This window comes from Hafnia sp. CBA7124, from assembly GCF_002355555.1.
In the GTDB taxonomy this organism is placed as follows: Bacteria; Pseudomonadota; Gammaproteobacteria; order Enterobacterales; family Enterobacteriaceae; genus Hafnia; species Hafnia alvei.
The window spans coordinates 3,561,805-3,575,486 of sequence record NZ_AP017469.1 but is presented as its reverse complement, the minus strand read 5'-3'; the positions used below and the strand labels follow the sequence as shown (position 1 = coordinate 3,575,486).

The 13,682-nt window shown below is 51.7% G+C and carries 11 protein-coding genes; 2 read left to right on the top strand and 9 right to left on the bottom strand.

The genetic code is table 11. The annotated features are described in order from the left end of the window. Positions 1-71: 71 nt before the first annotated feature. From panC to thpR, 8 genes are all read right to left on the bottom strand, one after another. Positions 72-932 carry a pantoate--beta-alanine ligase gene (gene panC, locus CPY98_RS16395; protein ID WP_096388450.1) on the bottom strand — a complete coding sequence of 287 codons (861 nt, stop codon included), beginning with the start codon at positions 930-932 and terminating at the stop codon, positions 72-74. Positions 933-1,000: 68 nt separating this feature from the next. Further along, positions 1,001-1,795, bottom strand: a complete 795-nt coding sequence (panB, locus tag CPY98_RS16390) for a 3-methyl-2-oxobutanoate hydroxymethyltransferase (protein ID WP_025800277.1) — start codon at positions 1,793-1,795, stop codon at positions 1,001-1,003. A 221-nt stretch (positions 1,796-2,016) separates the two neighbouring features. Beyond that, positions 2,017-2,496 carry a 2-amino-4-hydroxy-6-hydroxymethyldihydropteridine diphosphokinase gene (gene folK, locus CPY98_RS16385; protein WP_096388449.1) on the bottom strand — a complete coding sequence of 160 codons (480 nt, stop codon included), beginning with the start codon at positions 2,494-2,496 and terminating at the stop codon, positions 2,017-2,019. Then, complete coding sequence (gene pcnB, locus CPY98_RS16380; protein ID WP_038503004.1) at positions 2,493-3,887, bottom strand: polynucleotide adenylyltransferase PcnB; 1,395 nt, start codon at positions 3,885-3,887, stop codon at positions 2,493-2,495. Before pcnB ends, folK begins: the two co-directional genes overlap by 4 nt. 151 nt (positions 3,888-4,038) lie before the next feature. Beyond that, positions 4,039-4,914 (bottom strand): tRNA glutamyl-Q(34) synthetase GluQRS, encoded by an 876-nt coding sequence (gluQRS, locus tag CPY98_RS16375; RefSeq protein WP_096388448.1) that lies wholly within the window; start codon positions 4,912-4,914, stop codon positions 4,039-4,041. Between the two features lie 151 nt (positions 4,915-5,065). Next, entirely contained in the window at positions 5,066-5,521 is a 456-nt protein-coding gene (dksA, locus tag CPY98_RS16370) for an RNA polymerase-binding protein DksA (protein WP_025800273.1), read from the bottom strand. Between the two features lie 192 nt (positions 5,522-5,713). Next, entirely contained in the window at positions 5,714-6,421 is a 708-nt protein-coding gene (sfsA, locus tag CPY98_RS16365; RefSeq protein ID WP_025800272.1) for a DNA/RNA nuclease SfsA, read from the bottom strand. A 55-nt stretch (positions 6,422-6,476) separates the two neighbouring features. After that, a complete protein-coding gene (gene thpR / locus CPY98_RS16360) occupies positions 6,477-7,037 on the bottom strand; it encodes an RNA 2',3'-cyclic phosphodiesterase (protein ID WP_096388447.1) in 561 nt (186 codons plus the stop codon). Between the two features lie 91 nt (positions 7,038-7,128). Between thpR and hrpB the strand changes: the two genes are divergently transcribed. Continuing rightward, the gene (gene hrpB, locus CPY98_RS16355) at positions 7,129-9,567 is read left to right on the top strand and encodes an ATP-dependent helicase HrpB (protein ID WP_096388446.1); all 2,439 of its coding nucleotides are present in this window, start codon (positions 7,129-7,131) and stop codon (positions 9,565-9,567) included. Positions 9,568-9,673: 106 nt separating this feature from the next. After that, positions 9,674-12,238 (top strand): bifunctional glycosyl transferase/transpeptidase, encoded by a 2,565-nt coding sequence (gene mrcB, locus CPY98_RS16350; protein WP_096388445.1) that lies wholly within the window; start codon positions 9,674-9,676, stop codon positions 12,236-12,238. A 181-nt stretch (positions 12,239-12,419) separates the two neighbouring features. Here mrcB and ompC read toward each other — a convergent pair whose 3' ends face one another. Further along, a complete protein-coding gene (ompC, locus tag CPY98_RS16345; RefSeq protein WP_096388444.1) occupies positions 12,420-13,556 on the bottom strand; it encodes a porin OmpC in 1,137 nt (378 codons plus the stop codon). Positions 13,557-13,682 lie beyond the last annotated feature (126 nt).

Below are 13,682 nucleotides of genomic sequence, written 5' to 3'. Positions count from 1 at the left end.
AGTTCTCTTTGTTACCGATTAAGCGGTCTACTATATTTTAATAAATAAGTTTACCACTGTATGCAAAACAATTAGCTTTCTGCGTTGAATGGCACGCGCATGTTATCAATCAGACGCGCTTTACCTAACCATGCAGACACCAAAATCACCGCGGTTTGTGTATCCACATTCACGTCTAGCAGAGTGTCAGCATCGCGAACGAACAGTTCGTCAGGCTGTAAACCGGCTTCCCGCAAGCGACCTGCGGTCTGTTCTAACAGCTCGTCGATGTTGCGTTCGCCGTTTTCCAACTGAGTCGCTAAATGGCTCATGATGTTATATAGGCGAGGGGCTAAGCGACGTTCATCAGGCGTGAGATAGCCATTACGTGAGCTCAGCGCCAGCCCATCCTGACCGCGAACGATAGGCACGCCCACGATATCAATATCAAAACTGAGGTCGGCAACCATTTTGCGGATCAGCGCCAACTGCTGAAAATCTTTCTCACCGAAACAGGCAATGTCTGGCTGGATGAGATTGAACAGTTTGCTCACGATGGTCGAGACGCCGCGAAAATGTCCCGGACGGCTTGCGCCTTCCAGCATGGTAGAGAGTGACGGTACATCGATGTAGGTCTGCTGTTCTAAGCCTTTCGGATAGATTTCTTTTTCAGACGGAGCGAAGACCAAATCCACGCCTAGGCGCGTTAATTTTTCACAATCTTCCTGCAACGTACGCGGATAGCGAGCGAGGTCGTCAGGGCGATCAAACTGCATCGGATTCACAAATACGCTAACGACGACGATATCAGCCCGCGCTTTCGCTTCTTCAACCAGCGTGAGATGACCTTCGTGCAGATTTCCCATCGTCGGCACCAGCGCAACGCGCTTGCCTTCTTGACGCCAACGGCGGATTTCACGACGTAGCAAAGGGATTGTTTCAATGATTAACACAGTGGTTCTCCAAACTTATGAGCCACGCTAACCTCCCTTTGACGAGAGGCTAGACACGGACTGACCGATTAGTTGAAAGTATGCTCCGCAGCCGGATACAAACCCTGTTCAACCTCTTCAATGTATAGACGAATGGCTGCGCGAATATCACTTTGGCCCGCTAAGAAGTTCTTGGCAAACTTAGGCGTATGTCCGCCGGTAATCCCCAAGGCATCGTGCATGACCAAAATCTGGCCGTCGGTGTCTTTACCCGCGCCAATACCGATAACCGGAATACGCAGCGCTTCGGTGATGGTTTTTGCCAGCGCCGCAGGCACACATTCTAAAACTAACAGCTGAGCACCGGCGGATTCTAATGCCAGCGCATCTTCGAGCAGCTTGTCGGCACCGTCTTTGTCGCGCCCCTGAACCTTATAGCCGCCAAAAATATTCACAGACTGTGGCGTTAAGCCAAGGTGTGCACAAACCGGCACCGCGCGCTCGGTTAGCATTTGCACTGTTTCAACGAGCCAGCTACCGCCTTCCAGCTTGACCATATTGGCTCCGGCTCGCATCAGCGTAGCTGAATTTATGCAGGCTTGTTCCGGCGTGGCATAGGTCATGAAAGGCAAATCGGCGAGTAAAAGACAGTGTGGCGCACCATGACGCACGGCGCGCGTATGGTAGGCGATATCTTCAATGGTGACAGGCAGCGTGGAGTCGTGCCCTTGTAACGTCATTCCGAGTGAATCACCCACTAACATGACGCGGATGCCCTGATCTTCAAACAGCTTGGCGAAGCTGGCATCGTAAGCGGTGATGGTGGCGAATTTTGTTTTTTGTTGTTTTAACTGTAACAGATGGGTGATGCTGGTCGGCTTCATGGTGTCCCCTGACGGCTTCATTCAGACTGAAACAAAAGCGCATTCTAAGAGATGTTATGCCCTAGGGATAGCGCTTTATCGGCCTATTGCTCGGGAAAGGTATTAGGGGGAAAACATCAGTAACTGATGGAAATAGAAAGGGAATTAAGCAAAGTAGTAAGGAAAGGATATATATCAGAGAGTAATTATTTATAGTTATTTCATTGATATAACGGCATACGTTACCACCGCGTGAGTGGCTCAGCGCTCAGTTGTGCGATGACAGTTTGCAGGCTTTCACCGCTAGGAAAACGCAATTCGGGGGCAATTTCAGCGAGTGGATATAGCATGAATTGACGATTTTTCATGTCGTAATGCGGCACGGTTAAGCGTTCGGTGTTTATTATTTCATCGCCGAACAGCAAAATATCGAGATCCAACGTGCGTGGGCCCCAGCGTTCATCTTTACGAACGCGACCGTGCTCCAGCTCGATTTTTTGCGTATGGTCTAGCAGATTTTCAGCGGATAAATCCGTGTCTAAAGCCACCACCGCATTCAGGTAATCAGGCTGATCCTGAGGCCCGAGCGGCGGTGTGCGATATAGCGATGAGGTTGCAATCAGCGTCGTCTGCGGCAGTTCGGCCAGCGCGTTAAGCGCCGACTGAACCTGATGCAGAGGATTAGCCAAATTGCTGCCTAAGGCTATATAGACGCGTGTCATTCGCTGCTGCCTTCACGGCGCGGTGCGCGACGACGTGGGCGACGCGGACGGCGGCGAACACCATCATCGCCCAGCTCATTCGCCATGCTTTTCTGACGTGTCAGAGGCGCTTTCTGGAACTCGTCCCACCACTGTGTCAAACGCTGCAGCTCATGGTTATTCTCTGCCTGAGCGCGCAACGCCAGCAGATCAAAGGCCGCGCGGAACTTCGGTTGTTCCATCAGTTTATGCGCGCGTTTGCCCTGACGGCGGGATAAGCGCAATTGCAATGACCAAATATCACGCACTAATGCGGTAATTCGTTTTGGAATAGCCAGCGTGCGGCATTGCTCATCCAAAATGTCGTTCATCGCCAATGCAAAGGCGTCGTAGTAGGTCAAACCGCTCTCGTCATTGATTTTCTGCGCCAGCTCAATCAGCGGATACCACAGCATGGCCGCAAACAGGAATGCTGGATTCACGCGCATATCGTTTTGCAAACGATGATCGGTGTTTTTCAGCACCTGATTGATGATGCGTTCCATCGGGCTATCGCCGTTGGGCGTGAAATGGCGCGCAATCACTGGGAATAACGGTTGGAACAACTGGTATTCGCACAGCAGCGTGTAAGTTGCAAAACCATAGCCGGATTGCAGCAGTTTCAGCGACTCTTCAAACAGACGAGCCGATGGGATCTCATGCAGCAATGAAGCTAAACGTGGGATCGGTTCGCCGGTTTGTGGACAGATAGTCATGTCCAGTTTGGCAGCAAAGCGCACCGCACGCAGCATGCGAACAGGATCTTCGCGGTAGCGCGTTTCAGGATCGCCAATCAGGCGAATACGGCCTTCCTGCAAATCACGCAGGCCGCCGGTGTAATCACGCACCGTGAAATCTGAAATACTGTAATACAGGCTGTTGATGGTGAAATCGCGACGTTGGGCATCTTCTTCGATGTTGCCATAGACGTTGTCGCGCAGCAGCATGCCGTTCTGAGCCTGCTGGGAGATATTTTTGCCATCACCGGCGTGTTCATGGTGGCCACGGAAGGTAGCAACTTCGATAATTTCAGGGCCGAACATCACATGGGCCAAGCGGAAGCGGCGGCCAACGAGACGGCAATTACGGAACAGTTTACGCACTTGTTCCGGCGTCGCACTGGTGGTGATGTCAAAATCTTTAGGCTGTTTACCGAGCAGCAGATCGCGCACGCCACCACCAACCAGATACGCTTCGTATCCTGATTTGTTCAGGCGATAGAGAACCTTGAGGGCGTTCTCACTGATTTGTTGGCGCGAAATGTTATGTTGATCGCGCGGGATCACCGTCATTGAACGTGACTCCTCCGCTTGTGCGCTCTCCGCCTCTCGGCTTAAAACCTTACGGCAAAAGTTGGCGACTCGGGTAAAAATGGTGCACCTCGATAGTGTCTTGTTAGTCGTATGCTCTGAATCATTCAAGCCCTAGCTAATGCCAGCAACTTGAGGTCTGATGAGTATATGCAGAAAAAATAGCGGGTCATCATAGCCTAAGCAGGGCATTTTGAGAATGCCGCTGATAAATTCACGGCATTAATCGTGAGTTTTTGGGGATTTGTCGTACGTCCCAATGAGCGACTGCATATTCTAGCAGCGCTTCGGTGCTTAAATCTTCCCAACTCTTCACGACCGGCTGCCCCAAAAAGCTAAGCGCTGAAATGAGCACAGGACGAGGATCGCTCATTGGGATAGGTTCGGCGTGATTCTGCTTCGACAGCTTGTTTCCATCGTGGTTCAGCGCCAAAGGTAAATGCAGATAGCGCGGGGCCTGCCAACCCAATTGCTGATACAGCGCCATCTGACGCACCGTTGGCTCAATAAGATCGGCACCGCGCACAATTTCAGTAATGCCCTGAAAATGATCGTCTACCACCACGGCCAGATTATAGGCAAACAGGCCATCGCGTCGGTGAATAATAAAATCTTCCTCAGCCATGGCGCGGTCGGCGGCTAGCCAGCCATGGAGCGCGTCTTCAAATCCATACACCGGATCGGTTTGCTGTAAGCGCAGCGCGGCGTGCTCAGGCCCCAGATGCAGAGCGCGGCAGTGACCATCATAAAATCCACCGAGGGAATGAATACGGCTGCGGGTACAGGTGCAGAAATAGGCTTTGTGCTCATGGCGCAGGGAGTCGAGTGCGGCGCGGTAGGCATCGTGGCGGTGCGATTGATACAGCACGCTGCCATCCCAGTGCAGTTGATAGTGCTCAAGCGTACGCAAAATACGGCTGGCGGCTCCGGGAACTTCGCGAGGCGGATCGATATCTTCGATGCGGACGAGCCAACGACCTTGCTGTGAGCGAGCTTGTAAATAGCTACCGAGAGCGGCGATAAGTGAACCAAAGTGTAAATCACCGGATGGAGAAGGGGCAAAGCGGCCAATATAGTGATGTGATGGCATGGGTTTGATGAATTTCGTTACGTCGGCGTCATGCCGCAGTACGGGAAGAATTCACCACGGTGTTGGCTTCCTGCATTAACGCCGTGGTGAGGCTGGGTTAGTGAAACTATCAACGCCCGTTTAGGGCGTTGGAGGATCTTAATATCCCAGATTAACCGGCCATCTGCTTTTCGCGGATTTCAGCCAGAGTTTTACAGTCGATGCAGAGATCGGCCGTTGGGCGCGCTTCTAAGCGACGAATACCGATCTCAACACCGCAAGACTCACAGAAGCCAAAATCGTCGTCTTCGACTTTCTTCAGAGTTTTTTCGATCTTTTTAATCAGTTTGCGCTCACGATCGCGGTTGCGCAGTTCTAAGCTGAATTCTTCTTCCTGTGCCGCACGGTCTACCGGGTCCGGGAAGTTCGACGCCTCGTCCTGCATATGGGACACAGTGCGGTCAACTTCGTCACGGAGCTGGTTACGCCACGCTTCAAGAATCAGTTTGAAATGACCCAGCTGGGCTTCATTCATGTACTCTTCGCCTGGCTTCTCTTGGTACGGCTCCACCCCAGCGATGGCGAGAATGCTTAAGGACGACGGTTTACGGTTTTGCCCTTCTTGCATGTTGCTTCTCCTACATAACACGCATTAGCGATCCCCAAATGGGGGAAAAATCAGGCCGCTATAAATAGCAGATGCCGTTAACGTTGGCAATTATTCCTGCATAATGCTTGACAATGGTGTGAAGGACGGCGTATTTGGCGAGCTGCTCTGCGTTTTTTGTCGTTTTTTTCAACAGAAGACGAAATAGCGGGCTCAAGACAACCCAAACGGCAACGGGATGTTTAGCTCCATTCCTTCCGCGTTAATCTGTGCACCATAGCATATAACTTCTACGCCAAGCGCACAGGCTTGCGCCAGTAATTCCGCGTATTGCGGGTCAATATGTTGTGCTGGCGCAACCTTCGTAATACCGGTATGCAGTACGGCAAAAAACAGTACTGCGCGTTGTCCGTTTTGTACCTGCAGCGCCAGCTCCCGAAGGTGCTTTTGCCCGCGTAGCGTAACAGCATCGGGAAAGTAACCACAATCCTGTTCTAGCAGGGTCACAGACTTCACCTCAATATAGCAGTCAGGTTGATTTTCTGCCTGTAATAACAAGTCGATACGGCTATTTTCTTCACCGTAGCGCACCTCGGTGCGTAGTTTTGTGTAACCAGATAATTCGTTGATGCGTCCAGCCTCGATGGCTTCTTGCACTAACGTATTGGCACGCATGGTATTTACACAAATCCAGTGATCTTGCTGAGTCTGAGTAAGCTCCCAAGAATGCGCATATTTTCTTTTAATGTTGTCTGACGTGGAATACCAAACCGTATCCCCCGGCGTTGCACATCCTGTCATCGCACCGGTATTGGCACAGTGCATCGTCATTTCAGTGCCATCATTAAGGCGAACGTCGGCTAAAAAACGTTTGTAGCGTTGAAGCAAGCGCGCTGATTTTAGCGAGGGGGAAAAAATCATAAGTTCTCTCTATATTTTTTTCTTTCTATATATATGCCGAGATAATTCTGAAAATTCAGTACTCCGTGTTTTCCGACGTTTTTTTCGGCGTAATGAGCGGCCAAGCGGCAATTTGCTCGTAGCGGGTTCGGCCACGGCGGAACTCGGACGAGTAGAGCGTGAAATATTCAAAATCAATCGGCCAATGAAACCCTGATGGCGGGAGTGCTACGGCTTTCGTCGCCCCGCGTAGCAGCGTGACATGGGGGTGAAAAGGTAAAGGGCTTTGATAACAACCGCTACGCGCAGCCTGCGAGCGTAAAAGCTCGGCCAATTGCAGCAGCCCCCGCGGTGCTCGGCGGGTGCCCAGCCAGACAACGCCCGCGCCCGGCCAATGGCCCGCGTCGTCGAGATCGAGGCTAAAAGCCGGTTGTTTGATCCGCGCAGCCATATTTTGCAGGGCCTGAGATTTCTGTTCGCTGATGTCACCTAAAAATGCCAGAGTGATGTGCAGATTGGCGGCGGCGATAGGGCGCCCCGCTTCGGCAGAAAACTGATCTGCGCGCCATTTCACCAACGCACGTTGGGTTTTGGGCGGTATTGGTAAGGCAAAAAATAGGCGGCGGGTATCAGACATGCTTTCTGGTTTCTCTTAGTTTCACCGCTGAATGCTACAATGCCGTCTAGTCGATGTTAAAGCATTTAATCCTAATTAGTTTGGAGCCTTCGTGTCTTTACTTCCTGTTGCTGCGGTTCTTGAATCATTATTGGCCGCGCTGCAATCTTCAGCTCAGGTGCTACTGAATGCACCCACCGGTGCGGGTAAGTCAACTTGGCTACCGTTGCAATTGCTTAAGGCTGATTGGCTGAACGGTAAAATCATCATGCTTGAGCCTCGCCGGTTGGCAGCGCGCAGCGTGGCTCATCGCTTAGCGCAACAACTGGGTGAAACTGTGGGGCAAACCGTAGGCTACCGCATGCGTGCCGAAACCAAAGTTAGCGCGCAAACGCGGCTGGAAGTGGTTACCGAAGGTATTTTGACTCGTATGCTTCAGCAGGATCCCGAGCTATCAGGCGTATCGCTGGTCATCCTCGATGAGTTCCATGAGCGCAGCTTGCAGGCTGATTTAGCCTTGGCGCTGTTGTTGGATGTGCAGGAAGGATTGCGTGACGATCTGCGTTTGCTGATTATGTCTGCCACGCTGGACGACGCGCGTTTGACTCATTTACTGCCCGATGCACCGGTGATCCGTTCCGAAGGACGCAGCTTCCCCGTGGTGCGCAGTTACATGCCGGTGTCTGCGCATGAACGGCTGGATCACAGCGCTTCTCATGCGGCGCTGAATTTGTTACGCCAAGAGTCAGGCTCGCTGCTGCTGTTTTTACCCGGCGTGGGAGAAATCAAGCGTACCGCCGAACTGCTCGAACAGCGCGTGGATGCCAATACCGATATTTGTCCGCTTTATGGCGCGTTGCCGCTGACCGAGCAGCAGAAGGCGATTGATCCGTCACCGTCAGGGCGGCGCAAAGTGGTGCTGGCCACCAATATTGCGGAAACGAGTTTGACCATCGACGGCATTCGTTTAGTTATCGACAGCACGCTTGAGCGTGTCAGCCAATTCGATGTGCGTAGCGGGCTCACGAAGCTGGTTACGCAAAGAGCCAGTCAGGCCTCCATGACGCAGCGCGCCGGGCGCGCGGGGCGCTTAGAACCGGGGATCTGCTGGCACCTAATGGCGGCAGAACAGGCCGAACGTACCGCAGAATATAGCGAAGCCGAAATTCTCCATAGCGATCTGAGCAGCCTGTGGCTGAATCTTTTGCAGTGGGGATGTCACGATGTCTCTCAGTTAAAATGGCTGGATACGCCGCCGACTGCGGCGATCTCTGCCGCGCAGCGGCTGTTATTTCAGCTCGGGGCAATTAATGAACAGGGCGGCTTAACGCCAACCGGTCGCGCTATGGGCGATGCGGGTAGCGATCCGCGATTGGCGGCAATGCTCTGTGCCGCGCAAAGCGCCGGTGAGGATGCGCTTGCGACGGCGGCGTTGCTGGCCGCTATCATTGAAGAGCCACCGCGGAACGGCGGCGTCGATCTACGCAATGCGCTTTATCATCCGCAGAGCCATTGGCAACGCCGCGCCAATCAACTGATTAAGCGTTTGGGGAACGGGAAGGGGCGCGTCGCGCTCGACGATACTGCATTTTGGCTTGCTCATGCTTTTCCCGATCGTATTGCTAATCTACGTGGGCAAGATGGGCGTTATTTGTTGGCGAATGGTCTCGGTGCGGCAATGGAAGCCGATGACGCGCTGGCGCGGACGCCGTGGTTGATTGTGGCGAATCTTTTGCAGGGCGTGAATAACAGCGAAGCGCGTATTTTGCTGGCGTTGCCTTGTGATATTGATCTTTTAGCCGCCCGCCTGCCGCATCTGATCAGCGAGCAAACCAGCGTGGAGTGGGATGAAGCGAAAGGTACGCTACGCGCATGGAAGCGCCAGCAGCTAGGGCGCTTAGTGATTAAGGCACAGCCGCTGGCTAAACCATCGGCTGAGGAGCTGTCGCTGGCGCTACTAAATTGGGTTCGCAATCAGGGTATTAGTGCTTTGAATTGGAGCGACTCTGCCAAGCAGCTGCGTTTACGGTTACAGTGTGCAGCGCAGTGGTTACCAGAAGTTAACTGGCCTACGGTAGATGATGATAGTCTGCTGGATTCGCTAGAAAGCTGGCTATTGCCTGCGCTAGACGGCGTGCGCGATCTGCGCGGTTTACAGAATATCAATCTGACCGATGCGCTGTTGGGCTTAATGGATTGGTCGATGCGACAGCGTCTAGATACTGCGCTGCCGACTCATTACACTGTGCCGACAGGATCGCGTTTACCGCTACAGTATTTTAGCGATAAACCACCGGTGTTAGCCGTGCGCTTGCAAGAGGTCTTTGGTGAGCAGCACAGCCCTAAAATCGCCGAAGGGCGAGTGGCGTTGGTGTTGGAGTTGCTATCGCCAGCCCATCGCCCGCTGCAAATTACCCGTGATTTGGCCGCGTTTTGGCAGGGCTCATACCGTGAAGTGCAAAAAGAGATGAAAGGGCGTTATCCAAAGCATGCATGGCCGGACGATCCGGGAAATGCGCTGCCGACGCGTCGAACGAAACGCTACCAGTAAGAAATTCCTACGGCGCAGCCATGATGCTGCGCTAATTTCGGAGGTTTCCTCTTCCCCATTTCGGCGGTGAGGAACAGATTAGGCGCCACTGCCGGAGAACTGAACAATGTCTAGGGATGACGATCGCGAGCCGATCGGACGTAAGGGTAAAAAAGGTGGCACTCCACCGTCCCGTAAAGCGGTACCTAATCGCCGTCGCCGTTATGACGACGAGGACGATGACTATCGCGATGATTTCCGTGATACCGCGGACGATCATGACGATTACGAAGAAGATGATGATTATGATGATGAAGACAGAGAGGACGACGTGGCGCGTAAGAAAGTGAAAAAATCGCGTAAACGCAAGCTGTTAGGTTTGCTGATCAAGCTAGCGCTGATCGTCTTTGTGCTGCTGGCGATTTACGGTTTCTATTTGGATCAGCAGATCCGTGGCCGTATCGATGGGAAAGTCTGGCAGCTGCCAGCGACCGTCTATGGCCGGATGGTCGATCTCGAGCCTGGAATGTCCTACAGCAAAAAAGAGATGGTGAATTTGCTGGAAGGTATGCAATACCGTCAGGTGAGCCGCATCACGCGTCCGGGTGAATTCTCGGTGAACGGCAACAATATTGATTTGTTGCGCCGCCCGTTTGATTTTCCAGACGGAAAAGAAGGGCAGATCCATGCGCGTTTGGTATTCAGCAACGATCGTCTAAGCCAGATCCAAAATATGGACAACCAGCGCCAGTTTGGTTTCTTCCGCTTGGATCCGCGCTTAATTACCATGTTGCAGTCTCCCAACGGTGAGCAGCGTTTATTTGTACCGCGCAGCGGATTCCCCGATCTGTTAGTGGATACGCTGATTGCGACCGAAGACCGCCATTTTTATCAGCATGATGGGATTAGTTTCTATTCCATTGGTCGTGCTGTGGTGGCTAACCTTACTGCCGGACGTGCGGTACAGGGCGGTAGTACGCTGACGCAGCAGCTGGTTAAAAACCTGTTTTTATCTAACGAACGTTCGCTGTGGCGTAAGATCAACGAGGCGTATATGGCGCTGATCGTCGATTATCGCTATAGCAAAGATCGCATCTTGGAGCTGTATCTCAACGAAGTGTATCTGGGCCAGAGCGGAAGCGATCAGATCCGTGGCTTCCCGTTAGCGAGCCTCTACTATTTCGGACGTCCGGTTGATGAACTTAGCCTCGACCAGCAAGCATTGCTGGTAGGCATGGTAAAAGGTGCTTCGCTGTATAACCCGTGGCGTAACCCGAAACTGGCATTAGAGCGTCGTAATCTGGTGCTGAAATTGCTGGAAAACCAGCAGATCATCGACCAAGAGCTTTACGATATGCTGAGTGCTCGTCCGCTCGGCGTGCAGCCAAAAGGCGGCGTTATCTCGCCACAGCCTGCGTTTATGCAAATGGTTCGCCAAGAGCTACAGCAAAAACTGGGCAACAAGATCAATGATTTGTCTGGGGTGAAAATCTTCACCACGCTCGATCCGGTGTCGCAAGACGCGGCAGAAAAAGCGGTGGAAGATGGCGTTCCTGCACTGAAAGCGGCGCGTCATGTGAACGATCTTGAAGCTGCCATGGTGATTGTAGACCGTTTCAGCGGCGAAGTTCGTGCCATGGTGGGCGGTGCTCAGCCACAGTTCGCCGGTTTTAACCGCGCAATGGACGCCCGCCGTTCAGTGGGCTCTCTGGCAAAACCACCGACTTATCTCACGGCGTTGAGCGAGCCAGATAAATATCGTCTGAACACGTGGCTTGCGGATCAGCCACTTTCGCTGAAGCAGCCAAATGGCAGCATATGGCAGCCGAAAAACTACGATCGTCAGTATCGTGGTCAGGTGATGCTGGTGGATGCGTTGGCGAACTCGCTGAACGTGCCGACGGTGAATCTGGGTATGGCGGTAGGGTTAGATCAAATCAGCGCGACATTGCAGCGTTTAGGTATTCCTAAAGATGTGATTAATCCGGTTCCATCCATGTTGCTGGGGGCGATTAGCCTCACGCCGATGGAAGTTGCGCAGGAGTATCAAACGATTGCTGGGGGTGGGAATCGCGCGCCGCTGTCGGCCGTGCGTTCGGTGATTGCAGAAGATGGAACCGTGCTGTATCAAAGCTTGCCGCAGGCACAAAGCGTGGTGCCACCGCAGGCAGCTTATCTGACGCTGTATGGTATGCAGCAGGTTGTTGCACGTGGGACATCGCGTTCTCTGACGGCTAAATTTGGTAATTACCATCTGGCGGCGAAAACGGGTACCACAAACGATCTGCGAGATAGCTGGTTTGCCGGTGTTGATGGTAAAGAGGTGACCATTGCATGGGTTGGGCGTGATAACAATGGCCCGGCCAAGTTAACCGGTGCAAACGGTGCGTTAACGCTTTATCGTCGCTATCTGGAAAACCAGACTCCGCTGCCGCTGAATTTGGTACCACCGGAAGGGATTACCACGATGAATATTGATGAATCTGGTAACTTTGTGTGCAACGGTGGCAGTTCGCGCAGCATTCCTGTATGGACGGAAAACCCTGAGGGGTTATGTGCTGCATCCGCAGCGCAGCAACCGGCAGCCCAGACTCAGCAGCCACAAACTGAAGGGCAGCAGCAACCAGCACCGCAACAACAAAGTAGTGATGGTGTAGCCGGTTGGATTAAGGATATGTTTGGCAGCAACTAATAATATTCTAGTGTGAACGAAAAGGCCTCTTGTTAAGAGGCCTTTTTTATTAGATGAATAATGAATAATAAGCAAGGTGGTCAATGGAGTATTAAATCGCTTTGGTGATCATTTTATAGACAAATAAAAGCGGGTGGCCTAAGCCACCCGCGATATTCATTAATGCAATGATTAAGCTAAATTAGAACTGGTATACCAAACCAACACCAACAACGTCGTCAGTCATCAGGCCTGCTGAACGGCTGAAATTATTGTCATCCAGCAAGTTGATTTTATAGTCAACGTAGGTCGACATGTTTTTATTGAAGTAGAAGTAGGTACCAACATCAATGTAATTAACTAAATCTTCGTTATCGTAATGTTTGCCGCCGGCGTTATAGTCAAGGTCTTTACCTTTAGAATAAACATAGCCTAAAGATGGACGCAGGCCGAAATCAAACTGGTACTGAGCCGTGACTTCAACGTTTTGAGTTTTGTTAGCAATATACCCATCTTGATCACCGAAGGCGGTCATATTTTGAGTTTGAGCATACATAACGGCCAGGTAAACATTGTTCGCGTCATATTTGGCACCCAAAGTCCAAACATCAGCGGTATTACCGCCTGCCAATGAACGATGTTCTTGGTCATAGGTACGGTTAGAAGCCGCATAAGATGCGCCAAAGTTCAGGCCCATGCCGGTGTCATAAGTGGTAGAGAAACCAACACCATCGCCGTTTTGAGTGGCAATTTTACGGTCGCCATTGTTGGTGCCGTTGTTGCCTTCAGCCCCACCATTATCGTTAGCGCCTTGGTATTGCAGAGCAAAATTCAGGCCATCAACCAGACCGAAGAAGTTGGTGTTACGATAGGTTGCAAGGTTATTGGCACGGGTGTTCATGAACACGTCAGTTTGGGTGTAGCTATCGCCACCGAAGTCTGGCAGCATATCGGTCCACGCTTCAACGTCGTATACGACACCGTAGTTACGACCGTAATCAAACGAACCAAAATCACCGAATTTTAAGCCAGCAAAAGCCAAACGTGTGGCATTACCATTGCTGCCAACGCCTTCAGACTCAGTGGTTTGAGCTTGGACGTTATATTCCCACTGACCAAAGCCGGTCAGTTGATCGTTGATTTGGGTTTCGCCTCTGAAGCCAACACGTAAATAGGTTTCATCACCATCTTGGCTGCTGGCGTCAGAGAACTGATGGCGCGCATCGACTTTAGCTTCCAGATCTAATTTATTACCATCTTTATTATAAATCTCAGAGGCATGTGCCATGCCCGCTATTAATAAAGAAGGAATTACCACCGCTAGAATTTTACGCTTCATTATCATTTCCTTGAATTGACGCTTTTGTATTATTCTTATCCCTTATATTTAATAAGGATTCCTTTTTAAAACGCTAGCAGGATAAAACTCTTGGTTATTAAAAGACAATATGGTTCATGAAATAAA